Below are 26,142 nucleotides of genomic sequence, written 5' to 3' on the forward strand. Positions count from 1 at the left end.
TTGGTATTTCTTGGATAGGTTGCGCGCAGGCTTACTGCACACGGTTCCAGGTTTGGGTGCGCCAGAAGGGGCCCAGGTAGCCGCGCACTTCCAGCTTCTTGCCGCCGTCGATCGGCGTGAAGCTGGCGCGGTATTCCTTGCCGTTTTCGGGGTCGAGGATCTTCCCGCCCTCCCAGACGTCCTTGCCGTCGGCCTTCTTGCCGCCGCGGATGATCTCCAGGCCGGCGATCGGCTTGCCCTTGCGGTCGTCGCTGCATTCGTCGCAGACCGCGTCGGGCTTGCCGTCCTTCTTCAACGACTTCTCGATGCGGCCGACCAGCGCGCCGCCGGCCTCGCCGATGCGGATCTCGGCCTTGGCCTCGCCGGTCTTGTCGTCGACGTTGCGCCACAGGCCCACCGGGGTGGTCTGGGCCAGGGCCGTGGCCGAGAGTGCGGCGAGAACGAGGGCTGCAAGCGTTGCTTTCATGGTCGGCTCCGGGAAGTGGTCGAAGAGGGGAAGCGCGGACTCAAGCCAGCGCGGCGTCGGTGTCCATCAGCACCTTGCTGCCGGCACGGGCCGTGCGCATCAGCGTCGCGGTCTCGGGGAACAGCTTGGCGAAATAGAAGCGCGCGGTCTGCAGCTTGGCGACGTAGAACGGGTCGGTGTTGCCGGCCGCGATCTCGCGCAGCGCGACCTGCGCCATGCGGGCGAACAGGTAGCCGAACACGAAGTGACCGGCCACGCGCAGGTAGTCCACCGCGGCGGCGCCGACTTCGTCGGGGTTCTGGAAGCCCTTGAAGCCGATCTCGGTCGTGAACTTGGTGAGCTGGTCGCCCAGGCCCGCGATCGGATTGATGAACTCGGCCATCTTCTCGTTCACGCCTTCTTCTTCGACCAGCTTCGCGACCAGCTTGCCGAACTTCTTGAGCGAGGCGCCGTTGTTGCCCAGCACCTTGCGGCCCAGCAGGTCGAGCGACTGCACGGTGTTCGTGCCTTCGTAGATCATGTTGATGCGGTTGTCGCGCACGTACTGCTCCATGCCCCATTCCTTGATGAAGCCATGGCCGCCGAAGACCTGCATGCAGGCGTTGGTCGCGATGTGGCCGTTGTCGGTGATGAAGGCCTTCACGATCGGCGTGAGCAGCGCGACCAGCTCGCCGCTGTCCTTGCGCACCTTCTCGTCGGGATGGTGGTGCTCCTTGTCGAGCAGCAGGGTGCAGAACACCTGCAGCGCGCGGCCGCCTTCGGCATAGGCCTTGGCGGTCAGCAGCATCTTGCGCACGTCGGGGTGCACGATGATCGGATCGGCTTCCTTGTCCTTGGCCTTCACGCCCGACAGCGAACGCATCTGGATGCGGTCCTTGGCATAGGCCAGCGCGTTCTGGAACGCCACCTCGGTCAGGCCCAGCGACTGGTTGCCCACGCCCAGGCGCGCGGCATTCATCATCACGAACATCGCGGCCAGGCCCTTGTTGGGCTCGCCCACCAGCGAACCGGTGGCGCCCTCGATCACGATCTGCGCGGTGGCGTTGCCGTGGATGCCCATCTTGTGCTCGAGGCCGGAGCAGAAGATCGGGTTGCGCTCGCCGAGCGAACCGTCGGCCTTGACCTTGAACTTCGGCACCACGAACAGGCTGATGCCCTTGCTGCCCTTGGGCGCGTCGGGCAGGCGGGCCAGCACCAGGTGGATGATGTTGCCGGCCATGTCGTGCTCGCCGGCCGAGATGAAGATCTTGTTGCCGGTGATGCGGTAGCTGCCGTCGGCCTGCGGTTCGGCCTTGGTGCGCAGCAGGCCGAGGTCGGTGCCGCAATGGGGTTCGGTCAGGCACATGGTGCCGGTCCATTCGCCGCTCACCAGCTTGGGCAGGTAGGTCTTCTTCTGCTCGTCGGTGCCGTGCGCCACCAGCGCCTCGTAGGCGCCGTGCGAGAGGCCCGGGTACATGGTCCAGGCCTGGTTCGCGCTGTTGAGCATCTCGAACAGGCACTGGTTGACCACGAAGGGCAGGCCCTGGCCGCCGAAGGCCGGGTCGCACGACAGCGCGGGCCAGCCGCCCTCGACGTACTTGGCGTAGGCCTCCTTGAAGCCCTTGGGCGTCTTCACTTCGTGCGTGGCCTTGTCGAGCACGCAGCCTTCCTCGTCGCCGCTGATGTTGAGCGGGAAGGTGACTTCGGCCGCGAACTTGCCGGCCTCCTCGATCACCGCGTTGATGGTGTCGGCGTCGGTCTCGGCATGCGCGGGCAGTGCCTTGAGTTCCTCGGCGACGTTGAGCACTTCGTGCAGCACGAACTGCATGTCGCGCACGGGTGGGTTGTAGCTGGGCATCCGGAACTCTCCTGGTCGAACTGAAAGATGAAAGGGAAAAGAAAAAGGAAAACGGTGCCGCGCGTTCAGCGCACGGTCTTGAGGCGGCGCACGCGCGAGGGCGCGGCGGGTGCCGCCGGGGCAGGCGTGCCGGCCGCCGCATAGCGGCCGAGGATGTTGTCGAAGCCGGTGTTGGCGCGGGCGATGGAACCGGGCACGCGCAGGAAGCGGGCCTCGTAGTGCAGCGCGAGGATCAGGCCGTGGATCTCGAACGCGACCTGGCGCTCGTCGGCGTCGGCGTCGAGGTGGCCCTCCTCCTTCGACTGCACGATCGCGCGCAGCACGGCGGCCTGCCAGATCGAGACCGACTCCACCAGCGCGTCGCGCACCGGGCCCGGGCGGTCGTCGAATTCGGAGGCGCCGCTGATGTAGATGCAGCCCGAATCGATCTCGGTCGAGGTGCGCTTCATCCAGTTGGCGAACATTGCGCGCAGCCGCGGCAGGCCGCGATCGGCCTCGATCGCGGGGAAGAACACTTCCTGCTCGAAGCGCGCGTGGTACTCGCGCACCACCGAGATCTGCAGCTCCTCGCGCGAGCCGAAATGGGCGAACACGCCCGACTTGCTCATCTTGGTGATCTCGGCCACGGCGCCGATCGACAGGCCCTCGAGCCCGATCTGCGCGGCGAGCGCCAATGCGGCGTCGACGATCACGGCCTTGGTCTGCTGGCCCTTCTGGGCGGCGCGGGCCGGCTTGGCGGAAACGGCATTGACGGACATCGTGGGGTTCCAGACAAAAACGAACGGTCGTTCTATTTTGCAGGGGCTTTCGATTCTTCGCCGGCAAAGACCTTGATTTAACAAAGGTTATACCGCTCGCGTGCCAGTGGCGTGGCACTCCTCGCAAGCGAAACGCCCCGTGCGCACGAGGCGCACGGGGCGTTGCAGGGAAGCGGAGAAGCCGGGCCCGTCGATCAGAAGTCCTGCGCCACCGGCCGCAGCACGACTTCATTGATGTCCACGTTCGCCGGCTGCTCCACCGCGTACACCACCGCGCGCGCCACCGAGTCCGAGGGGATCTGGCTGGCCTCGTAGAAGGCCTGCACGCCGGCGGCGGTCTCGGCATCGGTGGTGCCGAACTTCAGTTCGGACTCGACCGCGCCGGGCGAGACGATGGTCACGCGAATGCCGGTGTTGCCGACCTCCACGCGCAGGCCTTCCGAGATGGCGCGCACCGCGTACTTGGTGGCGCTGTAGACGGTGCCGATCGGCGTGAACACCTTGATGCCGGCGATCGAGGCCACGTTGACGATGTGGCCGCTGCCCTGTGCCTGCATGCGCGGCAGCACGGCGGCGATGCCGTAGAGCACGCCCTTGATGTTGACGTCGATGGTGCGGTCCCATTCGTCGACCTTTAGCTTCTCGATCGGCGACAGCGGCATCACGCCCGCGTTGTTGACCAGCACGTCGATGCGGCCGAAGGCCTCGACGGTGGCGGCGGCGAGCCGCTCGAGGTCCTCGCGCTTCGCCACGTCGGTGGCGACCGCGATGGCCTCGCCGCCGGCTTCGCGGATCTCGGCGACCACCTTCTCGAGGCGGTCGGTGCGGCGCGCGGCCAGCACCACCTTCGCGCCGCGGGCGGCCAGGTGGCGGGCGGTGGATTCGCCGAGGCCGCTGCTGGCGCCGGTGACGATGGCAACCTTGCCGCGGATGTTGTCTTGAACGGAAGTCATGGTGTTTTCCTTGGGTTGGGCGTTGAAGAACTTGAAGAAGTGCATGCAGTGTGGAAAATCCGGGCGTTCCCGTAAATGAAACTCTCACGACTTCAGAATTCCTGATTCAGGAACACTCAACTCGCCCATCACCCACCCGTCAACCCACCCATGTCGAACCGGCTCGAAGCCCTGCGCGTGTTCTGCGCCGCCGCCGATGCGGCCAACTTCCGCGATGCCGCGGTGCGCCTGGCGGTCTCGCCGCAGGTGGTCACGCGCGCCGTGCGCGAGCTCGAGGAGGAACTGGGCGAGCCGCTGTTCCACCGCAGCACGCGCGGCGTGCAGCTCACCGACTTCGGACGCCAGCTCGCGCAGCGCGCGCGCACCGCGGTCGGCGGGGTCGATGCGCTGTTCCACCGCACCGACCGGCGCGCGCTGTCGCAGCACGCGGGCACGGTGCGCGTCACCGCGCCCAACGTCTACGGCCGGCGCCTGATTCCCGAGGCGCTGGCGCCGATGCTGGCCGCGCACCCGGGGCTGGTGCTCGACCTGCGGCTGTCGGAGGAACATGCCGACGTGGTCGACGAGCAGATCGACATCGGCGTGCGCGCCGGCCCGATCCGCGATGCGCGCTTCGTCGCGCGCACGGTCGGGCGCATGCAGCTGCGCGTGGTGGCGGCGCCGGCGCTGATCGCGCGCACCGGCATCCCCGAGACCATCGAGGCGCTGCCGGGCTTTCCGCTCACGGCGCTGCTCGACCGCAGCGTGGGCCGGCCCTGGTCCTGGTTCTTCAGCAAGGGGCGGCAGATGCCGGTCGCGGCGCCGGCCTTCATCAGCGACGACGTGGAGGCCGAGTGCACGGCCGTGCGCGCGGGCTTGGGCTTCGGCCAGCTCGCGGGGCCGCTGGCCGAGCCGCTGATCGCCTCGGGCGAGCTGGTCGAGGTGCTCGAGGCCGAGGCGCCCGAGTCCTGGCCGATCCATGTCTACCGCTCGCAGCGCGCGCCGGTGCCGGCGCGCGTGCGGCTGGTCTACGACGAGCTCGTGCGCGCGCTGCGCTGAAGCCTATTCGTACTTCCGTCCTTCGAGCATCAGCTCGGGCGTGCCGATCACCGCGTTGAGCGCATCGAAGTCCAGCATCTGCGGCCGCCACGGCTGCGTGGTGCGGTGCCGGTGCAGGCTCGCGTAGTAGCCCTGCAGCGTGTGCGTCACGGCGCGCGCCGTGCCGCCCGGGAAGATCGCGATGCGAAAGCCGTGGCGCTGCAGCGCGTCGGCATCCTCGATCGGGGTCTTGCCGCCTTCGACCATGTTGGCCAGCAGCGGCACACGGTCGCCGAAACGCCGGCAGGCCACGTCCATCTGCTCGGGCGAGCGCAGCGCCTCGATGAAGAGCGCGTCCACGCCGCAGGCGAGGTAGGCCTCGGCGCGGTCGAGCGCGGCCTCCATGCCCTCGACCGCCACCGCGTCGGTGCGCGCGAGGATCAAGGTCTCGCTCGAGTTGCGCGCGTCGAGCGCGGCCTTGAGCTTGCCGACCATCTCGCGCTCGGACACCACGGCCTTGCCGTCGAGATGGCCGCAGCGCTTGGGAAAGGTCTGGTCCTCGATCTGCACCATGGCCGCGCCCGCGCGCTCGAAGCCGCGCACGGTGCGCTGGGTGTTGAGCGCGTTGCCGAAGCCGGTGTCGGCATCGACGATCACCGGCACGCGCACGCGCTCGGTGATGCGCGCCAGCGTGTCGGCCACCTCGGTGAAGGTGGTGAGGCCGACGTCGGAGCGGCCGAGCCGCGTGTAGGCGATGGAGGCGCCCGAGAGGTACAGCGCCTCGAAGCCGGCCTGCTCGGCCACCAGCGCGCTGAGCGCGTCGTACACGCCGGGCGCGAGCACGATGTCGTTGCGCGCGAGCCGGGTCTTGAAGGAGGGATTCGTCATGCGGAGTTCGTCCTGGTTGGGTTGCGTGCGGCGAGCGTGCGCGCCGCGATGTAGCCGCCGGCCACGGCGCTCAAGAGGCCGTTGCCGGAGAGATAGCCCCAGACCGCGTCGCCCGACACGCCGCCCGCCGCGCCGCCCGCGGCCAGCAGGTTGTGAAAGGGCGTGCCGTCGTGGCGCAGCACGCGCATGTCGGGCGCGGTGTCGAGGCCGCCCTGGGTGTGGAACAGCGCGCCCGTGACCTTGACCGCGAAATACGGTGCGTCGAGGCCGCGCGCGAACGCGCGGCCATCGGGCGCGGGTTCGCCGGCGCGCATCGCGTCGAGCGTGGCCTGCAGCACCGCGGCCTCGCAGCCGATGCAGTCGGCCAGCGCCGCCACCGACTCGCAGCGCCGCACGGCACCCGCTGCCTCGGCCTCGCAAAAGTCGGGAAAGCCGCGCGCCAGCGCGAGCAGCGGCGCGTCGAACACGTTCCAGGCGATGCCGCCCGGCTGCGCGAGCACATGCACCGCGGCTTCCGAGTAGCCCTGGGTCTCGTCATGGAAGCGCCGGCCCTCGCAGTTGAGCTGCACGCCGCCTTCCATCATCACGGCCCAGGACATCAGCGCGCCCTGCGGCGTGACCCAGGAGCCATGGCCCTGGTAGCCGCCGAGGTCGCGCAGCCGCGCGCCCAGCGCCTCGCCCCAGAGGATTGCGCTGCCGTCGTTGCCCACATGGCCGCCGAACGCGGCCTCGGCCATCTCGGGCAGCAGCGCGCGCACCATCCGCGCATTGCCGCCGAAGCCATTGCAGGCCAGCAGCAGCGCATCGCAGCCCAGCGTCTCGCGGCTGCCGTCGGGGCGCGCGTACTCGACGCCGACCACGCGGTCGCCGTCATCGAGCACCAGCGTGTCGACCAGCGCCTGCGTCAGCACCGGAATGCCGGCCGCCTCGGCGGCCGACTGCAGCGCCGCCATCAGCGCGGCGCCGGTCTTCTGTTCGAGCGCATGCATGCGGTGCACGCCATGGCCCGGGTAGAGGAAGCCATCGAGCAGCAGCCACCGCAGCCCGTGCCGCGCCTGCAGCGCATCGAGCGCCGGGCCGATGGCGCCCGCATAGGCCGCGACCAGCGCGGGCGCCGCGCGGCCATGGGCCTTGGCCTGGATGTCGGCGGCGAAGCGCTCGGCGCTGTCGTCGAGCACGCCGTGCGCGCGCTGCGCGAGCGTGCCGGGCGCGGGGATGAAGCCCGAGGACAGCGCGGTCGATCCGCTGGGCAGCGCATCGCGCTCGAGCACCACGCAGTCCACGCCCGCGTCGGCCAGCATCAGCGCGGCCGTGAGCCCGCAGGCGCCGCCGCCGACGATCGCCACCGGCACGCGTACCTCGGCCTCGACCGAGGCCGCGCGACGGATCCTGCGTGAAAGCATGGGGGTCATTTCAGCCATGAGGGGGTGGATTCGTCGGAAGGCGGGAACGGACTTCCGGACGCAGAGGACGCGAAGGTTCCGCGAAGGACGCCAAAGGAAGACAGCAAAAAATTTTGAATTTCTTTTTCGCGCTCTTTGCGAAACCTTCGCGTCCTCTGCGTCCGGCTGTTGTACTTCATCGCAGCGACGCGGCGAAGGCCGCGCAGTCCGTCACCTCGGCCACGTTGCGCATGTCGGCCAGCGAGGTCTGGTGGCGCTCCTCGCCGAAGGCCGCGCAGCCGTCGGCCAGCACCAGCGTGCGGTAGTCGCGCATGTGCGCATCGCGCACCGTGCTCGCGACGCCGCCGTTGGTGACGATGCCGCAGACCGCCACCGTGTCGATGCCCGCACGGCGCAGCACCCAGTCGAGCTGGGTGTTGAAGAAGGCCGAGTACGCGACCTTGCTCACGTTCACGTCGACCAGCCCGGCCAGCGCGTCGACGTTGGCCTGGCCCCAGCTGCCGGGCGCGAAGTCGCCCTTGGCGAGGTACGGGCGCAGCGCCTTCAGGTGCGGCGACACCATCGGCTCGCCCGCTGCATCGGGCCACAGCGTGAACTGGCTCGCCACCACCATGCCGCCCGCGGCCTTGAGCGCGCGCGCCACCGCGGCCACGCGCGCCGGCAACAGCAGCGCCGGCGGGTTGGTGTCGCCGCCGCGCGCATAGGCGCCCCTCGGGTCGAGGAAGTCGTTCTGCAGGTCGATGACGACCAGCGCGGTGCGTGCCGCGATCGGTTGCCTGCTTTCGCTCATGACAGCCTCACGAGAAGGTTGCCGTGCGCATCGACCTCGGCATGGAAGCCGGGTTCGAGCCACACGGTGGTGTCGGCCTGCTCGAGGATCGCGGGCCCCTCGATGCGCGCGGCCACCGGCAGCTCCAGGCGCGCATAGCGTTGCGCCTCGTGCCAGCGGCCGTCGTGGAACACGCGCTGCGTGCCCAGCGGCGCGGTGCCGCCCTGCCCCTCGGGCGCGAGCACCTTGAGGTCGAACTTGGGCCGCACGCCGATGCGCGCATAGCGCAGGTTCATCACGCGGATCGCGATGCCCTCGAGCACGCGGCCGAAGGCAGCCGTGTAGCTGGCCTCGAAGGCGGCGCGGATGGCCGCGGCCGTGAGCGGCGCGCTGCCGAGCACCACGGGCAGCGTGTGCGTCTGGCCCGCGTAGAGCATGTCGAGCGCGATCACCTCGCGCACCTCCTCGAAGCGCACGCCCGAGGAATCGAGGCGCTGCTGGCAGCTCGCGGCCAGCTCGTCGATGCGGCGCTGGACCTCCGCCACGTCGAGTTCGGCCAGCGGCTTGTTGAGGGTCTGCACCGCGTCGTGGCGCATGTCGGCGATCACGCAGCCCAGCGCCGAGGTCACGCCGGGATAGCGCGGCACGATGCCGGTGGCCACGCCGACCTCGCGCATCATCGCGCACACGTGGAGCGCGCCGCCGCCGCCGAAGGGCATGTAGGCGAAGCGGCGTGGGTCGTGGCCGCGCTCGATCGACACCAGGCGAATGGCGCCGGCCATGCGTGCGTTGGCGACCGTGAGGATGGCCTCGGCGGCCGCATGCACCTCCAGGCCCAGCGGGCGCGCGACGTGTTCCTCGATGGCCTGGCGCGACTTCTCGCCGTCGAGCGCCGCGAGCAGGCCGCCGCCCAGTGGCCGGTCCGCCGCGATGCGGCCCAGCAGCACGTTGGCGTCGGTCACGGTCGGGCGCATGTTGCCGCGCCCGTAGCAGGCCGGACCCGGCACGCTGCCGGCCGACTCGGGGCCCACCTGCAGCATGCCGCTCGCATCCACCGAGGCGATCGAGCCGCCGCCCGCGCCGATGGTCTCGATCTGGATCATCGGCGAGCGGATCACCATGCCGAACTCGATCGCGGTCTGCGCGGCCAGCGCGGCCTCGCCGTTGGCCACCAGCGAGACATCGAACGAGGTGCCGCCCATGTCGCCGGTGATCGCGTTCGGGAAGCCGGCCGCGCGCGCGATGGCCGCGCAGGCGATCACACCGGCCGCCGGGCCCGACAGCGCGGTGCGCACCGGCAGGTCGCTCGCGGTCTGGCGCGACATCACGCCGCCGTTGCTCTGCACCACCAGCAGCTCGCCCGCGAAGCCCTGCGCGCGCAGGTCCGACTCGAGCCGGCCGAGGTAGCTGCCCACCACCGGCTGCAGCGCGGCATTGAGCGTGGCGGTCGAGCAGCGCTCGAACTCGCGGATCTCGGGCAGCACCTCGCTGGCCGAGGTGACGTGCGGATTCGGCCAGAGCTCGCGCACCGCCGCGACCGCGAGGCGTTCGTTCGCCGGGTTGGCGTAGGTGTTGATGAAGAACACGCAGACCGCCTCGCAGCCGGCCTCGAGCAGCGCGCGCGCCTCGGCGCGCACCTGGTCGAGATCGACCGCGGTGTGCAGGGTGCCGTCGGCCAGCACGCGCTCGTCGACCTCGCGGCGCAGGTCGCGCGGCACCACGGGCAGGAAGCTGCCGCGCAGGCCCCAGGTCTGGGGCCGGTCGCGGCGGCGCATCTCGAGCACGTCGCGGAAGCCGCGCGTGGTGATGATGCCGGTGCGCGCCACCTTGCGCTCGAGCAGCGCATTGGTGCCGACGGTGGTGCCGTGCACGATGGTGGCGATGGCCACGGCCGAATCGGCCACGCGTGCCACGCCGTTCATGAAGCCGCGCGCTTCCTCGCCGCGCGTGGACGGCACCTTGACGATGCGCGCCGTGCCCTTCGCCTCGTCGAGCACGAACAGGTCGGTGAAGGTGCCGCCGACGTCGACGCCGACGACCAGGGAATTGCGGGAGTTGCCAGGGGAGCTCATTCGGATGCCTCGTCCTTGTCGTTCTTGTCGTTGCCGGTCGTCACATAGCCCATCGCGCGGTCGGCCGCGCGCTGCGCCGCGGGCCGCTCGGCGGCCTCGCCCCAGCCGCCGCCGCCCGGCGTCTCGAGCCGCACGCGCTCGCCGCGCTCCAGCCGGATGCCGCGCATCTTCGAGACCATCGGCGGCACGTGCCATTCGCCCGCGTTCTCGTAGCGGAACACGTTGACCGCGCCTGCGCCGCCGCCCGCGATGCCCTTGGGCGGCGAGGTGCCGCGCTCGCCGAACACGAAGACCTCGGCGTCCTGCTCGAGCAGCTCGATCTCGTAGACGGCGCCGAGGCCGCCGCGGTGCCGGCCGTCGCCGCCCGAATCGGCGCGCAGCGACCATTCGGTGAAGCGCACCGGATAGGCCGCCTCGAGGATCTCCAGCGGCGGAATGGTCGCGGTCGAGATCGGCGCGTTGCCGTGCGAGAGCCCGTCGCCGCCCGAGTGGCCGCCATGGCCGCCGCCGAAGAAGCTGAACATCACCCAGCGCTGGCCCTCGCGGCCCTTGTCGCTGCGGTGGCCCGCGATCGACAGCGCATTGATGGTGCCGTAGGCCTGCGCGACGGCGCGCGTGGGATCGGCCTGCGCGGCGGCGCTGAAGATCACGTCGATCATGCGCAGGATGGTCTCGGTGTAGCCGCCGACCGGGCGCGGGCGCTCGGCGCTGATCACCAGCCGGTCGGGGATATCGAAGTCCACCGCGTCGAGCACGCCGGCATTGGCGGGCACGTCGGGGAACAGGTGCTTGAGCGCGACGTAGCAGGCCGCCACGGCGGTGGCGCGCGAGATGTTGACCGGCCCCGCGCATTGCGCCGAGGTGCGCGAGAAGTCGAGCAGCAGCCGGTCGCCGGCCACCGTCATGTCGAGCGCGATGGTCAGCGGCTCGTTCACGATGCCGTCGTTGTCGAGCAGGTCCTCGAAGCTGTAGCGGCCGTCGGGCAGCGAGGCGATGTGCGAGCGCATCAGCCGCAGCGCGCGGCCGCGCAGCTCGCCGAGCGCGGCCAGCACCAGGTCGTCGCCGTACTCGTCGAGCAGGCCGTTCAGCCGCTTGGCGCCGAGCTCGAGCGCCGCGAGCTGGCCGTTGAGGTCACCCCAGAGGCTGTCGGGCAGGCGCGTGTTGGCCTGCAGGATCGCGAGCACGTCGGCATCGAGCTTGCCGTCGCGCACGATGCGCACGGGCGGGATCTGCACCGCCTCCTGCCAGCACTCGGTGGCCGCGGGGTTGTAGTTGCCGGGCACCGCGCCGCCCACGTCGTGCCAGTGCGCGGCCGAGGCCATGTGGCAGTAGAGCTTGCCGTGGCGGAAGAAGGGCTTGACCAGCTTGAAGTCGTTGGCGTGCGTGCCGCCGTCGTAGGCATCGTTGCTGATCCAGATGTCGCCGTCCTTCATGCCGCCGCGCGGCTCGGCCGCGGCGACGGTGGCGCGCACCGCGAAGGCCATGGCGCCCACGAACACCGGCAGGCCCGACTTGCCCTGCACCAGCGTGTCGCCGCTGGTCGCGTCGTAGAGGCCGTGGCAGGCGTCGTGCGCCTCGGCGATGATGGGATTGAACGCGCTGCGGTAGAGCGTGGCGTCCATCTCGTCGGCCACCTGCTCGAGGCGGCCGCGCAGCACGGCGAGCGTGACGGGGTCGAGTGTGTCGTTCATGTCAGTTTTCCATTGCACTGAGTGCCACCCGCATCGCACGAGGCGACGGATGGGCACGAAACGGGATCGGACTTCCGGACGCAGAGGACGCGAAGGTTCCGCGAAGGTCGCGAAAGAAAACCTCGAAAGTTTTCCTGAATCCCTTTTGCGTTCTTCGCGAAACCTTCGCGTCCTCCGCGTCCGGCTGTTCGTGTTTCATTTCAATCCACCTTGGCGCCGCTGGTCTTCACGACCTTGGCCCACTTGTCGATTTCCTTTTTCACGTGGGCGGCGAATTCCGCCTGCGTGGAACCCACCGGCTCGGCGCCGAGCGCGGCCAGCTTCTCGCGCACCTCGGGCAGCTTGAGAATGCGCTGCACCTCGGCCGAGAGCTTGTCGACCACCGGCTGCGGCGTGCCCTTGGGCGCGAACAGGCCCGACCAGGCATCGGCATAGAAGCCCGGGTAGCTCTCGGCGATGGTCGGCAGATCGGGCAGCGAGGGCGAGCGGCGCAGGCTGGTGAGCGCGATCGCGCGCAGCTTGCCGGCCTTGACGTGCGGCAGCGCCGAGGGCAGCCCGTCGACCATCATCTGAACCTGGCCGGCCAGCAGGTCGGACACCGCGGGCGCGCTGCCCTTGTAGGGCACGTGCGTGATGTCGACGCCGGCCTCGGCCTTGAGCATCTCCATGCCCAGGTGCGCGGCCGTGCCGTTGCCCAGCGACGCGTAGTTGAGCTTGCCGGGCTCCTTCTTCGCGAGCGCGACCAGCTCGGCCAGGTTCTTCGCAGGCACCGAGGGATGCACCACCAGAACGTTGGGCACCACGGCCACCTGGCTGATGGCGACGAAGTCGGCCACCGGGTCGTAGGGCATCCGGCTGTAGAGCGAGGTGTTGATGGCATGCGAGCCGGTCACGCCCATCACCAGCGTGTAGCCGTCGGCCGGCGCCTTGGCCACGAGGTCCGAGCCCACGTTGCCGCCCGCGCCCGCGCGGTTGTCGACCACCACGGGCTGGTCCCAGTGCTCGCTCATCTTCACCGCGACCAGCCGCGCCGCGGCATCGGTGGCGCCGCCCGGCGGGAAGGGCACGACGATGCGGATCGCCTTGTCGGGAAAGCCGCCGGCCTGGGCGGCGGCGACGAGCGGCAGGCACACGAGCAGCGTGCTGGCGAGGTAGCGCAGGAGTTTCATGGTGGGTGGGGCGTGAAGGTGGTGAAGAGGAATCGGGTCAGAGCCGTTGCCACAGCGCGCCGAGCGCGGTGCCGGCGGGCGCGTCGAGCACGCCGTCGCAGAAGGCCTGGGCGCGCGCGGGTGCGACGGGCTGCGCGGCGTAGTGCGCGAACTTGGCGATCAGGGCCGCGCGGTCCAGCGGGTTCTGGGCGTCGCCCGCGATGGTGGTCACGGTCTCTTCGTGCGTGACGCCGTCGTGCGTCAGCGCGAGCGTGGCGCCGCGCTGGCGGCGCGCCGTGAGGTCGGCATCGACCTCGAGCTCGACCAGTGCCTCGAGCCGGCGCAGCTCGGCGTCGTCGAAGCGCGGCGCGGCATAGACCGAGGGATCGACGTCGCCGAAGCGCAGCATCGCCGCGAGGCCGAAGCTCAGGCTGAACTGCGCCTGGATCGGCGTGCGCGGCGCGCGATTTCCGCAGTAGACGATCGCCTCCTCGTAGACCGTGAGCACGATCCGGCGGATGCCCGTGGTGTCGCCGGCCAGCCGTTCGCGCAGGGCGCGCGCGGCGGTCGCGCCGTAGTGCACGTGGCGCACGGCCGCGAAGGGCTTGAGGTAGGCGTCGCGCAGCAGCAGCGTCGACGCGTCGAGCAAAGGCTGCGCGCCGGCCGCCGCATGATTCGCCGCGTAGTGCGCCAGCGCGCCCTCGGGCGCGTCGATGCCGGCCGCGCTCGCGAAGGCCGCCTGCAGCCCCAGCGAGGCGCTGTGGCCCAGGTAGGTGTTGCGGGCGGTGCGCCCCTGCGCCACCGGCAGGTAGAGGCTGGTGGCGAGCTGGCAGGCCGCGATGTCGATGGCCTGCACGATGGCCTCGGGCGCCAGGCCCAGCAGCCGGGCCGCGCCCGCCGCCACGCCGAGCGCGGGCCAGTTGGCATCGACGTGCATGCCGGGGCGGATGCGCAGCCAGGCGCCGCAGCGCGCGCCGACCTCGTAGCCGAGCACGAAGGCATCGACGAACTCGCCGAGGCTGGCGTCGCGCCGCAATGCGAGCGGCAGCAGCGCCGCCACCAGCGGCACGCCGGGCCGGCCGTGCGCGAGCGCGTGGCCTTCGCAGGCCTCGTCCCAGGTCGCGGCCATGGCGATGACCTGCGCGGCCGCCTGCACGGCCAGCGACGGGCCGGCGGGAAAGGCGAAGCCACCGGGTTCGCAGGCGGCGAGCGCGGCCTCGAGCCGGCGCACCTCATCCGCCTGCCGGCCCGCGAGCGCGCAGCCGACGGTGTCGACCAGCAGCCGGCGCGCCTGCGAGGCGCCTTCGGCATCGGCCGGCCGCGCCGCATGCAGCGCCACCACGGCCTGCAGCCCCGCGCGTTGCGCATCGATGTCAGACGGCATCGGCTTCCTTCTTCGCCGCCATGCGACGGCGCAGCAGCGGCAGCAGGCCACCGGCCTCGACCATCTCGGTCAGGAAGCCCGGCACGGGCTCGCAGGCCAGCGTGCGCCCGTCGGCGCCGCGCAGCGCGGGCGTGCCGATGTCGAGCGCGATGCGCTCGCCGTCGTGCAGCGATTCGGCCTCGGCGCAGGTCAGCAGCAGCAGGCCGACATTGAAGGCATTGCGGAAGAAGAGCCCGCTGTACGAGGGCGCGATCACCGCGGCCACGCCCAGTTGCACGAGCACGGCCGCGGCCTGCTCGCGCGAGGAGCCGATGCCGAAGTTGGGGCCGGCCACGATCACGTCGCCCGCCTGGACCTCGCGCGCGAACTCGGGGCGGATGGCTTCGAGGCAGTGTTGCGCGATGCGGTCGATGCCATGCTTCATCGCATGACCGGGCGCGAGCGCGTCGGTGTCGATGTCGGCGCCCAGGCGCCATACCCGGTGCAGGCGGTGCAGCTCCTGATCACTCATGCCAGCACCTCGCGCGGATCGGTCACGCAGCCGCGCAGCGCGGCGGCCGCCACCGTGTAGGGCGAGCCCAGGTAGACCTGCGCGGTCGGCGAGCCCATGCGGCCCTTGAAGTTGCGCGCGGTGGTCGAGATGACGGTGATGTCGTCGCCCATCGGATCGCCATAGCCCGAGCAGGCGCCGCAGGCGGTGGGGAACAGCTCGGCGCCGGCCTCCATCAGCACCTGCAGCACGCCCTCCTCGCGCGCCTGTTCCTGGTCGCGCAGGCTCGCGGGCGCCACGATCAGGCGGATGCCGTTCGCGACCTTGTGGCCGCGCAGCACCTGCGCGGCGGCGCGCAGGTCGTCGAGCTTGGCGCCGGTGCAGGCGCCGATGTAGGCCACGTCGACCGGCGTGCCGACGAAGCGGCTCACGCCATGCGCATTGGCCGGGCTGTGCGGCGCGGCCACGTGGGGTTCGAGCGTGGCGGCATCGAAGCGGTGATCCGTGAGCGCGGCATCGGCGTCGGTGAACCACGGCGCCATGTCGACCGGCGGCGCGCCGGCACCGGCCAGGAACGCGGCCGTGGTGGCATCGGGCGCGATCAGCCCGGCCTGCGCGCCGAGTTCGGCGCTCATGTTCGAGAGCGTCATGCGCTCCTGCATCGACAGCGCGACCACCGCCGGCCCCGCGAACTCCACGGCCTGGTAGCGGCCGCCGTTCATGCCGAAGCGGCCGATCATGTGCAGCATCATGTCCTTGGCGGTCACGCCCGCGGGCAGCGCGCCGTCCCACCACATGCGCAGGGTCTCGGGCACGCGCAGCCAGATCTCGCCCGTGACCACCACGCCGAGCATCTCGGTGCTGCCGACGCCGAACATGTAGGCACCGAAGGCGCCGCCCGTGGGCGAGTGCGAGTCGCCGCCCACGCACAGCATGCCGGGGCGGATGTGGCCGTGCTGCGGCACCACCACGTGGCAGATGCCCTGGCTGTCGTAGACGTGCGGCAGCTTCTGGTCGCGCGCCCAGTCGCGCGCGATGCGCACGATGCGGCGCGAGTCGTCGTCGCGCTCGGGCACGTAGTGGTCCATCACGAGCACCACGCGCGAGCGGTCCCAGATCTGCGCGCCGAGCTCCTCGAGCATGGGCTGCAGGCGGCGCGGTCCCGAGGAGTCGTGGAACATCGCGAGGTCGACGCCGCAGGTCACGATCTCGCCCACCGCCACCCGCTCGCGGCCGCTGGCGCGCGCGATGAGCTTCTGCGCCAGGGTCTGTGCTGAAGCCGTCGCGCTCATTCGGGCTTGGCTCCCGAGAACTTGACCACCTTGGCCCAGCGCACGATCTCGCTCTGCACGAAGGCCGAGAACTGCTCGCTCGAATTGCCGACGGGGATCGCGCCCTCGATCTCGAGGCGCTGGCGCATGTCGGCCTGCTGCAGCGCATGGCGTGCGGCATCGCCGATCTGTTTGATGCGCTCGGCCGGCATGCGCGCCGGGCCGAACAGGCCGAACCAGGCGCTCGATTCGTAGCCGGGCAACGCCTCGGCGATGGCCGGCACCTCGGGGAAGGCCGGCAGCCGCTTCGCCGTGGTCACGCCCAGCGCCTTGAGCTTGCCGGCCTGGATGTGGGCCTTGACGTTGCCCACGGCCGCGAACATCAGCTGCACCTGGCCCGCGAGCACGTCCTGCACCGCGGGCGAGGTGCCCTTGTAGGGGATGTTCACGATGTCCACGCCCGACTGCATCTTGAAGGCCTCGCCCGCCATGTGCAGCGACGAGCCCACGGCGCCGATCGCGAAGTTGAGCTGGCCCGGCTTGGCCTTGGCGAGCGCGATCAGCTCGCGCACGTCCTTCGCGGGCAGCGAGGGATGGGCCACGAGGATCGAGGGCGAGGTCGCGACGCAGGTCAGCGCGGTGAAGTCCTTGACCGGATCGAAGGGCAGGCTCGGATAGAGCGTGGCATTGATCGCATGGCTGGTGAAGCTCATCAGCAGCGTGTTGCCGTCGGGCGCGGCCTTGGCCACGGCATCGGCCGCGATGTTGCCGCCCGCGCCGGGCTTGTTCTCGACGATGACGTTACGGCCCAGCGCCGGGCCCATGCTCACGGCCAGCGAGCGCGCCAGCGTGTCGGTGGAGCCGCCCGCGGGCGCGCCGACCAGGATGCGCACCGGCGCGCCGCCGATCTGCGCCAGGCTGTTGCCGGCCCATGCCGCGGCCAGCGACGAGAGAAGGATGTCGCGTCTTTTCATGTGTTGTTCTCCGGAAGGGATCGTGGGGAAGAGCGCCTCAAAGCCCCAGGTAGGCACGCCGCAATTCGTCGCTCACGAGCAGCTCGCCGGGCAGGCCCGAGAAGCGCACGCTGCCGTTCTCGAGCACGTAGGCGCGGTCGGCGATCTCGAGCGACTGGCCGACGTTCTGCTCGACCAGCAGCACGGCCAGGCCGCCGTCGCGCAGTTCGCGGATCAGCGTGAACATCTCCTCGACCAGCAGCGGCGAGAGGCCCAGCGAAGGCTCGTCGAGGATCAGCAGCACGGGCTCGGCCATGAGGCCGCGCGCGATGGCCAGCATCTGCTGCTCGCCGCCGCTCATGGTGCCGGCATGCTGGTCCATGCGTTCGCGCAGGCGCGGGAACAGCGCGAACGACTTCTCGAGGTTCCGCGCCCGGCGCTCGCGTGCCCGCGTGAACGAGCCGAGCTCGAGGTTCTCGCGCACGCTGAGGTTGGGAAACACCTTGCGGCCCTCGGGCACCTGGATCAGGCCGGCCTTGACGACGTCGCGGTAGTGCGCGCCGCTCAGGTCCTTGCCGTCGAAACGCACCGTGCCGCCCCAGGCCGGGCAGAGGCCGCAGACCATCTTGTTGAGGGTGGACTTGCCCGCGCCGTTGCTGCCGAGCAGCGCGACCATCTCGCCGGCGTTCACCTTCAGGTCGACGCCGCGCAGCACCTCGACGCGGCCATAGCCGCCGCGCAGGCCTTCGATTTCAAGCAATGCGCTCATGCTGCGGCTCCCGTTGCGGCCTTGCGCAGCCGCGCCGCGGTGCCATGGCCCAGGTAGGCCTCGACCACCCGGTCGTCGGAGGTCACCTGCGCCGGGCTGCCCTCGGCGATCAGCTGGCCCTGCGCCAGCACCCAGACATGCTCGGCGAGGTTCATCACGGCCTGCATCACGTGTTCGATCATCAGCACGGTCACGCCGCTCGCGGCGATGCCGCGCACCACCGGCATCATCTCGGCGATCTCCTGCGGGTTGAGGCCGGCGAGCACTTCGTCGAGCAGCATCAGGCGCGGCCTCGTGGCCAGCGCGCGCGCGAGCTCGAGGCGCTTGCGGCCGGCCACGGTGAGGTCGGAAGCGGGCTTGTCGAGCTGCGGCGCGAGGCCCACGCGCTGCGCCACGGCCTCGGCCTCGCGCAGTGCCTCGGTGCGGCCGCGCAGGTGCAGGTGCGCGCCGACCGCGATGTTCTCGCGCACGGTCTGCGCCGCGAAGGGCTTCACGATCTGGAAGGTGCGGGTCATGCCGAGCGCGGCATTGCGGTGCGGCTCGCGGCCGGTGATGTCCTGGCCCGCGAAGCGCACGCTGCCGGCGTCGGGCTTGAGGAAGCCCGACATCAGCGCGAACAGCGTGGTCTTGCCCGCGCCGTTCGGCCCGATCAGCGCGCTGAGGCTGCCCTCGCGCACGGAGAGACTGACGTTCTGCACCGCCTTGAGCCCGCCGAAGGAACGCGAGACGCCCTCGAGCACCAGCAGGGACGATTCACTCATCGCGGCCTCCCTTCGCGCTCCAGAGCTGCCGCACCGATTGGCCGATGCCCGCGATGCCGCGCGGCACGAAGATCACGATCAGCACGAGCACGGTGCCGTAGATCACCATGTTGATGCCCGGCAGCTCGCCGAACAGGTTGCGCGTGAAGTCCGACAGCAGGTGCAGCACGACCGCGCCGAGCACCGGGCCCCACACGGTGCCCATGCCGCCGACGATGGCCGCCACCAGCGCCTCGACCGACACGCCCGCGCCGTAGGCGATGCCGGCATCGATGTACTGGAACACCTGCACGTAGAAGGCACCGGCCGCGCCCATGAAGGCGGCCGACAGGCCAATGGCCGCGAGCTTGACGCGGAAGGGGTTGACGCCGACGGCGCGCGCCGCGTCCTCGTTGTCGCGCACCGCCTGCAGGTAGGCGCCGAAGCGGCCGTTGCGCAGCCAGCAGGTGACGAGCAGCGCCACCACGACCATCGCGAGCACCACCCACAGGAAGCCGGCGCGCGTGGCGAACTGCAGGTTGGCGACCGATTCGCGCAGCGGCACCATCAGGCCGACGCCGCCGCCCGTGAAGTCGACCGACAGCGCGAGGATGCGGAACACCTCGGCGAAGGCCAGCGTGACCAGCGCGAAGTACGAGCCCTTGAGGCCGTAGCGGAAGCTCAGCGCGCCGATGAACAGGCCCACCAGCGCGGCACCGGCGATGGCCAGCGGCAGCGCGATCCAGGCATTGATGCCGCCCTGCAGCTGCGCGATGGCCTGGATGTAGGCACCGGTGCCGAAGAACAGCGCATGACCGAACGAGAACTGGCCGCCGAAGCCGCCGAGGATGTTCCAGGCCTGCGCGATCAGCGTGGCATAGAGCGCCATCATCACGAAGTTGAGCGTGACGCCCGAGGTCGTGACCAGCGGCACGCACGCCACCAATGCCGCGAACATCGCGATGCCAGCGAGTTGCTTCGCGGCGCTCATGCCTTGGCTCCGAACATGCCCTGCGGCCGGAACAGCACCACGCCGATGAAGATCGCGAAGATGCCGATCTGCCCCAGCGATTCGCCGAGGTAGAGGCCGCCGAGCGACTCCACCACGCCGACCAGGAAGCCGCCGATCAGCGCGCCGACGAAGCTGCCCATGCCGCCGAGCACGACGATGGTGAAGGCCACGAGCACGAAGCCGCCGCCGACCTGCGGGTTGACGTAATAGGCCGGCAGCAGGAAGCAGGCGGCCGCGCCGAGGCAGGCCAGGCCGATGCCGAAGCTCATGGCGTAGACGTGGTCGACGTCGATGCCCATGAGCTTGGCGCCCTCCTTCTCCTTGGCAACGGCGCGGATGGCGCGGCCGAGGTCGGTGCGGCCCATGATCCAGAACAGGATGCCCGAGACCACGAGCGCGCCCGCGAAGGCCACCAGCTTGGGCACGGCGATCATCGCGGGGCCGATGGCCACGGTGCTCAGCGAATAGGCGGTGTCGATGTTGCGCGTGTCGGACTTGAAGAACAGCAGCGCGAGGTTCTCCATCACGATCGCGATGCCGAGCGTGGCGAGCAGGATGTTCTCGTCCTTGCCGTGGCCCGCGCGGTTGATGACCACGCGCTGCAGCGCATAGCCGAGCGCGAACATGCCCAGCACGACCACGGGCAGCGCGAGGTAGGGATCGATGCCCAGCCGCTCCTTGAGGAAGTACACCGCGTACAGCGCCACCATCAGGCAGGCGCCGTGCGCGAAGTTGATGATGTGCAGCACGCCGTAGATCAGCGTGAGGCCCAAGGCGATCAGTGCGTAGACGGCGCCTGTCGTCAGGCCGTTGAGCACCGACGGAAAAAGGATGCTGGGGTCTAGCATTTTGGGAACGTGCTCTCGTTTTGGAGGCCGCCCGGCATGCGGTGCGGGTCGAGCGACCCCACTGCGCCGGCCGCTTCGCGGCTGCCCTGCGGTGCTCGCGTTTCGCGGGGTCTCGCAGAACTCGCTTCGCTCAGACAGCTGCGAGCCCTGATCCGCGAAACGCTGCGCTCCTCGGCGGCGCAGAGGGGATCGCCCGCCCCGCACCGCACGCCGGGCTTCGCGCCTGATCGACGGCTGCCTGAATACCGTGACATGGTGCGTCGCACGCTCATGCCTTCAGCGGGAACAGCGGCTCCACCTCGCGGTAGTCGCGCGGGATGATGACCTTGATGTCGTTCTTCACCACCTGCGTCATCAGCGGCTGCGCGCCCTCGTTCTGGCCGTTGACGAACTTGGTGGGGCCATAGGGCATGAAGTGGTTCGAGAAGGTGCTCTTCTCGAGCGCGTCGACGATCGCGGCGCGCTCGCCCGACCTGGCGCGCTCCAGTGCATCGGCCAGCAGCCACATCGAGGCATAGGTCATGAAGACCTCGTAGCTGAAGAACTGGCCCTTGGCCTCGACGCGCTTGCGCAGGTCCTGCGCGCGCTTGTCCTTGGGGTTGAACCAGTGGTTGCAGTCGATGATGCCGTTGGCCGCGTCGGGAAACTCCTTCACGAACTTGTAGCTCGAGGCCGCGCCGCCGAGCACCGAGAAGATCGCCTTGGGCACCACCTTCTGCTGCTGCATGGTGCGCACCAGCAGCGCGTACTCGTTGTAGTAGTTGGCCGGGATCACGATGTCGGGGTTGATCGACTTCATGCGCAGCACGATGTTGTTGAAGTCGCGCGTGGGGTTGGCGTGCTTCACCACCTCCTTCACCTCGAAGCCGTAGCCGGGCAGCTCGCGCGACAGCAGCTGCGCGGTGCCGGCGCCGAACAGCGACTCCTCGTGGATCACCATCACCGTCTTGGCCGGGTTGCCCGCGGCCTTGTTGAGCACCAGCAGGTTGGCCATCGCGACCTCGGTCGACTTGCGGTAGCCGGGGCCGAAGCGGAAGGTGTTCTTCAGGCCGCGCTCGACGATCTGGTCGGCCACGCCGACGTCGACCACGTGCGGCAGGTTGTACTTGGCCGCGGCCTGCGTGGTGGCCAGGCAGATCGCCGAGGCGAAGGCGCCGACGATGGCGCTGACGCCGGCCTCGTTCATCTTCTCGACCTCGGCCGCGCCCGCCTGCGGCTGCGACTGCGCGTCGCCCAGCAGGGCCTCGAGCTTCGCGCCGCCGAGCGACTTGATACCGCCCGCGGCGTTGATGTCCTCGATCGCGAGCTGCGCGCCGAGCCGGCACTGCTGGCCCGAGTAGGCGAGCGCGCCCGTCACCGGGTGCAGCACGCCCACCTTCAGCGGCTTGGGTTGGGCCCCGCCGATCAGCGGGAAGGCGAGCGCGGAGGCCAGGGTGGCGGACTGCGAAACGAAGCGGCGACGGGTCTGCATGGGGCGTTTCCTTTTCTTTGTCTTCAGTTGAACTTGGCCGACACGTCCCGGCTGACCCAGACCTTGGCGTCGATGCTGCCGACACGGGACAGTTGCATCTCGTAGGTGTAGCGGTCGGGACGGTAGAAGCCGTGCAGCCACTGCACCGGGCGCTCGTCTTCGTCGTAGATCAGGCGGCGCACCGCGAGCAGGGCCGAGCCGACCGAGACGTCGAGGTGCTGCGCGAGCACGTTGTCGGCCAGGCGCGCGGAGAGGGTCTGGTGGGCCCGGCCCACCTTCACGCCCGACTCCTCGAGCAGCACCAGGATCGGTTTCTTCGAGAGCTCGCGGCGGCCGAAGCGGCGCGCGATCGTGTCGGGCACGTAGGTGGTGATGTGCGAGAGCGGGCCTTCGCGCGTGGCGCGCACGCGCACCGCCTTCTGCACCGGGTCGCCGAGCTGCAACTGCAGCGCCTCGGCCACCTGCGAGGAGGCCGTGATGGTCGCGACCTCGAGCACCTTGACCGAGGTGTGCAGGCCCATGGTCACGAGGTTCTCGAGCAGGCCGCGCAGGTTGGCGCGCTCGGTGGCCGGCGCGCTCGGCGCCTCGCCCGCGACCGGGCCGATGGGCCGCGTGCGGCGGCCCGGCGTGCGCGAGATCAGCCCTTCGGCGGCGAGCTGCTCGAGCGCGCGCCGCACGGTGACGCGCGCCACGCCGAACTGCTGCATGAGCGCGAGCTCGCCCGGCAGCCCGTCGGCGGCGAAGCGGCCCTCATGCAACTGCTCCCGCAGCACCAGGTAGATCTGGTGGTACTTGGGCAAGGGCATCTGCGACATGCAGGCGATGTTTTTGCAGTTTCAATGTTCTGTCAATGGGACATTTGAATGCGCGCGGAAACGAAAACGGCCCCCGAAGGGGCCGTCGATGGCAGGAAGCGAGAGGCTCGGCTGCCGCCGGACTCAGAGCTTGAAGGGCAGCACTTCCTGGCGCTGCTCGCCAAGGCCCTCGATGCCGAGCGCCATCACGTCGCCCTTCTTGAGGAACAGCGGCGGCTTCATGCCCATGCCCACGCCGGGCGGGGTGCCGGTGGTGATCACGTCGCCGGGTTCCAGCGTCATGAACTGGCTCACGTAGCTCACGATCTTCGCCACGCTGAAGATCATGGTCTTGGTGCTGCCGGTCTGCACGCGCTGGCCGTTGAGGTCGAGCCACATCGCGAGCTTCTGCGGGTTCTCGACCTCGTCGCGCGTCACCAGCCAGGGGCCGATGGGGCCGAAGGTGTCGCAGCCCTTGCCCTTGTCCCAGGTGCCGCCGCGCTCGATCTGGAACTCGCGTTCGCTGACGTCGTTGATGACGCAGTAGCCGGCCACGTGGTCGAGCGCGCTCTTCTGCGAGACGTAGCGCGCGCGCGTGCCGATGACCACGCCGAGCTCGACCTCCCAGTCGCTCTTGACCGAGCCCTTGGGCAGCATCACGGGATCGTTCGGTCCCTGGATGCAGCTCGTGGCCTTCATGAACACCACGGGTTCCTTGGGCACCGGCAGGCCGGACTCGGCCGCATGGTCGGCGTAGTTGAGGCCGATGGCGATGAACTTGCCGACGCGGGCCACGGGGCTGCCGTAGCGCGGCTTGCCCTTGACCAGCGGCAGCTTGTCGGTCTTGAGCTTGCGCAGCTTGGCGATGGCGGCATCGCCGAGCTGCTCGGGACCGATGTCCTTGACGACGGCGCTCAGGTCGCGCAGCTGGCCGTTGGCGTCGACGAGGCCCGGCTTCTCCTTGCCGGGGTTGCCGTAGCGGACGAGTTTCATGCTTGCTTTTCCTTGGGTGGTTGGATGGTTCTGTGGGAAGGGGCGATCAGTAGGTCGAGCGGCCGCCCGAGAGGTCGAACACCGCGCCGGTCGAGAACGAGCAGTCGTCGGTGCACAGCCAGCCTACCAGCGCCGCGACCTCCTCGACGGTGCCGAAGCGGCCCTGCGGGATCTTCGACAGCATGAAGGCGATGTGGTCGGGCGTCATCTGGTCGAAGATCGCGGTCTTGACCGCGGCCGGCGTCACGCAGTTGACGCGGATGCCGGTGTCGGCGAGCTCCTTGCCGAGCGACTTGGTGAGGCCGATCACCGCGGCCTTGCTGGCGCTGTAGGCGCTGGCGTTGGGATTGCCGTCCTTGCCGGCCACCGAGGCGATGTTGACGATGCGGCCCTGGCCTCCCTGCGCGCGCATCTGCGCCACCACCTCGCGGCAGCACAGGAACACGCCGTTGACGTTGACCTCCATCACCTGGCGCCAGTCGTCCACCGGGTAGTCCCAGAGCTTGGCGTTGGGGCCGGTGATGCCGGCGCTGTTGACCAGCGCATCGATGCGCGGTGCCTGCGCGAGCGTGGCCGCCACCGCCTTGGCCACCGAGGGCTGCTGCGAGACATCGACCTTGAGCGCGCGCGCCTTGCCCGGTCCCAGCGACTCGGCGGCGCGCGCGGCCGCGGCCTCGTCGCGGTCCCACAGCGTGACCGTGCCGCCCGAGGCGACCAGCCGCTGCGCGATGCCGAAGCCCAGCCCGGTGGCGCCGCCGGTGACCACCGCGTGGCGGCCGGCGAAGTCGAGCTGGTTCATATGGTGATGCCGCCGTCGACCGTGAAGGCCTGGCCGGTCGCGAAGATGGATTCGTCGCTGGCGAGGAACACGACCACGGGCGCGATCTCCTCGGCGCGCGCGAGCCGGCCCATGGGCTGGCGCGCGACGAAGGCCTTGCGCGCGGCCTCGGGGTCGGCGTTGGCGTTGATGCGGTCGCCGAGCGAGGGCGTGTCGACCGTGCCGGGGCACACCGCATTGCAGCGGATGCCGCGCGTGACGTAGTCGGCCGCCACGCTCTTGGTGAGGCCCAGCACCGCGGCCTTGGTGGTGCCGTAGACGAAGCGGTTGGGCAGGCCCTTCATGCTCGAGCACACGCTCGCCATGTTGATGATGCTGCCGCGGCCCGCCGCGAGCATGCCGGGCAGCACGGCCTGGATGGTCCACATCTGGGCGCGCACGTTGAGCGCGAAGGCGAAAGCGAGGTCGTCGTCGCTGGCCTGCTCGATGGTGCCGTTGTGCACCACGCCCGCGCAGTTGAACAGCACGTCGAGCGGCGGCAGGGTCGACACCAGCGCGCCGATGGCGGCCTTGTCGAGCACGTCGAGCTTGGCGGCCGTGACGTTCGGCACGCCGGCGTAGCGCTCGAGCAGTTGCGCATTGACGTCGGTGGCCCAGACCTGCGCGCCCTCGGCCGCGAGCGCGAGCACGCTCGCATGGCCGATGCCCTGGCCGGCCGCGGTGACGAGCGCGGTCTTTCCCTTCAATCTCATGGTGTCTCCGATTCGGGTTTGGCCCGATGGGTGGCACGGGCCGCGCATCGTATTCTGAATTGGCCTTACCACTTGTCCAATTCAGGACAACCCTTAAACCCGCTCGCCTTCTTCTCTTACCTGTGCCCCTGCAGACCGTCGAACCCCAACGCCTCTATCGCCAGATCGCCGACCAGCTGCGTGCACTGATCGGCCAGGGCGAGTTCGCCGTGGGCGCGCGCCTGCCGGCCGAACGCGACCTGGCCAAGCAGCTCGGCGTGAGCCGCCCCTCGGTGCGCGAGGCGCTGATCGCGCTCGAGGTCGAGGGCTGGGTCGAGGTGCGCACCGGCTCGGGCGTCTACGTGCTCGACCGCTCGCACCGCGCGAGCGCGCCGGTGGCGCCCACCGAATGGGGACCGCTCGAGCTGATCCGCGCGCGCCGCGTGATCGAGGGCGAGACCGCGGCCATCGCGGCGCAGACGGGCAAGCGCAAGGACGTCGACGCGATGACGCGCGCCATCGAGGTCATGCGCGAACTGGCCGACCGCACGGTGATGCCGCTCGAGGGCGACCGTGCCTTCCACCTCGCGATCGTCGGCGCCAGCGGCAACGCGGTGCTGATCGAGACGGTGCAGAACTTCTGGGACTCGCGCAAGGGCCCGATCTTCACGCGCCTGGGCGGCTACTTCGAGACGGTGTCCTCGTGGCGCTCGGCCATCGCCGAGCACGAGGCGATCCGCGACGCGGTGGCCGCGCGCGACGCCGAGGCCGCGCGCGCCGCGATGCACGAACACATGGACAAGTCCCATCAGCGATTCAGCGCGAGCTGGCGACGCGCGAAGCCTTCCTGACACCTCGCCAGCATTCCTGCCAACTGCCCCAACGAATACAACGGAGACAAGCCAC

25 protein-coding genes are annotated in these 26,142 nt (G+C 70.1%); 2 read left to right on the plus strand and 23 right to left on the minus strand.

Annotated elements, in window-relative coordinates; genetic code table 11:
* Positions 1–31: 31 nt before the first annotated feature.
* The 4 genes from ACHMXE_RS38645 to ACHMXE_RS38660 all read right to left on the minus strand — a co-directional run bounded on the left by ACHMXE_RS38645 (position 32) and on the right by ACHMXE_RS38660 (position 4,014).
* The gene (locus ACHMXE_RS38645; protein WP_395348956.1) at positions 32–466 is read right to left on the minus strand and encodes a DUF2147 domain-containing protein; all 435 of its coding nucleotides are present in this window, start codon (positions 464–466) and stop codon (positions 32–34) included.
* 40 nt (positions 467–506) lie between these two features.
* On the minus strand, positions 507–2,303 hold the full coding sequence (locus tag ACHMXE_RS38650) for an acyl-CoA dehydrogenase C-terminal domain-containing protein (RefSeq protein WP_395348957.1): 1,797 nt from the start codon (positions 2,301–2,303) through the stop codon (positions 507–509).
* A 65-nt stretch (positions 2,304–2,368) separates the two neighbouring features.
* Entirely contained in the window at positions 2,369–3,061 is a 693-nt protein-coding gene (locus tag ACHMXE_RS38655) for a TetR/AcrR family transcriptional regulator (protein ID WP_203204285.1), read from the minus strand.
* A gap of 194 nt (positions 3,062–3,255) precedes the next feature.
* Entirely contained in the window at positions 3,256–4,014 is a 759-nt protein-coding gene (locus ACHMXE_RS38660) for an SDR family oxidoreductase (protein ID WP_057590961.1), read from the minus strand.
* Between the two features lie 150 nt (positions 4,015–4,164).
* Here ACHMXE_RS38660 and ACHMXE_RS38665 point away from each other — a divergent pair, with 150 nt between their 5' ends.
* Positions 4,165–5,052 carry a LysR substrate-binding domain-containing protein gene (locus tag ACHMXE_RS38665; RefSeq protein WP_395348958.1) on the plus strand — a complete coding sequence of 296 codons (888 nt, stop codon included), beginning with the start codon at positions 4,165–4,167 and terminating at the stop codon, positions 5,050–5,052.
* Between the two features lie 3 nt (positions 5,053–5,055).
* Here the strand turns inward: ACHMXE_RS38665 and ACHMXE_RS38670 are convergent, their stop codons facing one another.
* The 19 genes from ACHMXE_RS38670 to ACHMXE_RS38760 all read right to left on the minus strand — a co-directional run bounded on the left by ACHMXE_RS38670 (position 5,056) and on the right by ACHMXE_RS38760 (position 25,257).
* Complete coding sequence (locus ACHMXE_RS38670; protein ID WP_395348959.1) at positions 5,056–5,919, minus strand: oxaloacetate decarboxylase; 864 nt, start codon at positions 5,917–5,919, stop codon at positions 5,056–5,058.
* Positions 5,916–7,331 carry an FAD-dependent oxidoreductase gene (locus ACHMXE_RS38675; RefSeq protein ID WP_395348960.1) on the minus strand — a complete coding sequence of 472 codons (1,416 nt, stop codon included), beginning with the start codon at positions 7,329–7,331 and terminating at the stop codon, positions 5,916–5,918. Before ACHMXE_RS38675 ends, ACHMXE_RS38670 begins: the two co-directional genes overlap by 4 nt.
* Before the next feature lie 166 nt (positions 7,332–7,497).
* Positions 7,498–8,112: a cysteine hydrolase family protein gene (locus ACHMXE_RS38680; RefSeq protein WP_395348961.1), complete on the minus strand. Its 615-nt coding sequence runs from the start codon at positions 8,110–8,112 to the stop codon at positions 7,498–7,500.
* Positions 8,109–10,163, minus strand: coding sequence for a hydantoinase/oxoprolinase family protein (locus tag ACHMXE_RS38685; RefSeq protein ID WP_395348962.1), 2,055 nt, complete (start codon positions 10,161–10,163; stop codon positions 8,109–8,111). Before ACHMXE_RS38685 ends, ACHMXE_RS38680 begins: the two co-directional genes overlap by 4 nt.
* A complete protein-coding gene (locus ACHMXE_RS38690; RefSeq protein ID WP_395348963.1) occupies positions 10,160–11,854 on the minus strand; it encodes a hydantoinase B/oxoprolinase family protein in 1,695 nt (564 codons plus the stop codon). The genes ACHMXE_RS38685 and ACHMXE_RS38690 overlap by 4 nt, the downstream gene beginning before the upstream one ends.
* 200 nt (positions 11,855–12,054) lie before the next feature.
* Positions 12,055–13,023 carry a Bug family tripartite tricarboxylate transporter substrate binding protein gene (locus tag ACHMXE_RS38695; protein WP_395348964.1) on the minus strand — a complete coding sequence of 323 codons (969 nt, stop codon included), beginning with the start codon at positions 13,021–13,023 and terminating at the stop codon, positions 12,055–12,057.
* 37 nt (positions 13,024–13,060) lie between these two features.
* The gene (locus tag ACHMXE_RS38700; RefSeq protein ID WP_395348965.1) at positions 13,061–14,386 is read right to left on the minus strand and encodes an MmgE/PrpD family protein; all 1,326 of its coding nucleotides are present in this window, start codon (positions 14,384–14,386) and stop codon (positions 13,061–13,063) included.
* On the minus strand, positions 14,376–14,897 hold the full coding sequence (locus ACHMXE_RS38705; RefSeq protein ID WP_395348966.1) for a 3-isopropylmalate dehydratase: 522 nt from the start codon (positions 14,895–14,897) through the stop codon (positions 14,376–14,378). Before ACHMXE_RS38705 ends, ACHMXE_RS38700 begins: the two co-directional genes overlap by 11 nt.
* Positions 14,894–16,168, minus strand: coding sequence for a 3-isopropylmalate dehydratase large subunit (locus ACHMXE_RS38710; protein ID WP_093353990.1), 1,275 nt, complete (start codon positions 16,166–16,168; stop codon positions 14,894–14,896). Before ACHMXE_RS38710 ends, ACHMXE_RS38705 begins: the two co-directional genes overlap by 4 nt.
* Positions 16,165–17,121 (minus strand): tripartite tricarboxylate transporter substrate binding protein, encoded by a 957-nt coding sequence (locus ACHMXE_RS38715; RefSeq protein WP_093353988.1) that lies wholly within the window; start codon positions 17,119–17,121, stop codon positions 16,165–16,167. The genes ACHMXE_RS38710 and ACHMXE_RS38715 overlap by 4 nt, the downstream gene beginning before the upstream one ends.
* Positions 17,122–17,158: 37 nt before the next feature.
* Positions 17,159–17,869, minus strand: coding sequence for an ABC transporter ATP-binding protein (locus tag ACHMXE_RS38720; protein WP_208509324.1), 711 nt, complete (start codon positions 17,867–17,869; stop codon positions 17,159–17,161).
* On the minus strand, positions 17,866–18,630 hold the full coding sequence (locus ACHMXE_RS38725) for an ABC transporter ATP-binding protein (protein WP_395348967.1): 765 nt from the start codon (positions 18,628–18,630) through the stop codon (positions 17,866–17,868). The genes ACHMXE_RS38720 and ACHMXE_RS38725 overlap by 4 nt, the downstream gene beginning before the upstream one ends.
* Positions 18,623–19,600: a branched-chain amino acid ABC transporter permease gene (locus tag ACHMXE_RS38730; protein WP_395348968.1), complete on the minus strand. Its 978-nt coding sequence runs from the start codon at positions 19,598–19,600 to the stop codon at positions 18,623–18,625. The genes ACHMXE_RS38725 and ACHMXE_RS38730 overlap by 8 nt, the downstream gene beginning before the upstream one ends.
* Positions 19,597–20,469, minus strand: coding sequence for a branched-chain amino acid ABC transporter permease (locus ACHMXE_RS38735; RefSeq protein WP_203204273.1), 873 nt, complete (start codon positions 20,467–20,469; stop codon positions 19,597–19,599). The genes ACHMXE_RS38730 and ACHMXE_RS38735 overlap by 4 nt, the downstream gene beginning before the upstream one ends.
* Positions 20,470–20,737: 268 nt before the next feature.
* Positions 20,738–21,940, minus strand: coding sequence for an ABC transporter substrate-binding protein (locus ACHMXE_RS38740; RefSeq protein WP_395348969.1), 1,203 nt, complete (start codon positions 21,938–21,940; stop codon positions 20,738–20,740).
* Between the two features lie 23 nt (positions 21,941–21,963).
* Positions 21,964–22,746 (minus strand): GntR family transcriptional regulator, encoded by a 783-nt coding sequence (locus tag ACHMXE_RS38745; RefSeq protein WP_209542615.1) that lies wholly within the window; start codon positions 22,744–22,746, stop codon positions 21,964–21,966.
* 132 nt (positions 22,747–22,878) lie between these two features.
* Positions 22,879–23,727, minus strand: coding sequence for a fumarylacetoacetate hydrolase family protein (locus tag ACHMXE_RS38750; protein ID WP_395348970.1), 849 nt, complete (start codon positions 23,725–23,727; stop codon positions 22,879–22,881).
* A gap of 46 nt (positions 23,728–23,773) precedes the next feature.
* Positions 23,774–24,526 (minus strand): SDR family NAD(P)-dependent oxidoreductase, encoded by a 753-nt coding sequence (locus ACHMXE_RS38755; RefSeq protein WP_203204270.1) that lies wholly within the window; start codon positions 24,524–24,526, stop codon positions 23,774–23,776.
* A complete protein-coding gene (locus ACHMXE_RS38760) occupies positions 24,523–25,257 on the minus strand; it encodes an SDR family oxidoreductase (protein ID WP_395348971.1) in 735 nt (244 codons plus the stop codon). The genes ACHMXE_RS38755 and ACHMXE_RS38760 overlap by 4 nt, the downstream gene beginning before the upstream one ends.
* 122 nt (positions 25,258–25,379) lie before the next feature.
* On the opposite strand from ACHMXE_RS38760, the gene ACHMXE_RS38765 reads away from it, so the two are divergent.
* Entirely contained in the window at positions 25,380–26,087 is a 708-nt protein-coding gene (locus ACHMXE_RS38765) for a FadR/GntR family transcriptional regulator (RefSeq protein ID WP_203204268.1), read from the plus strand.
* The last annotated feature ends 55 nt before the right edge of the window (positions 26,088–26,142 follow it).

Source organism: Variovorax sp. UC122_21, from assembly GCF_044056785.1.
Classification (GTDB): Bacteria; Pseudomonadota; Gammaproteobacteria; order Burkholderiales; family Burkholderiaceae_C; genus Variovorax.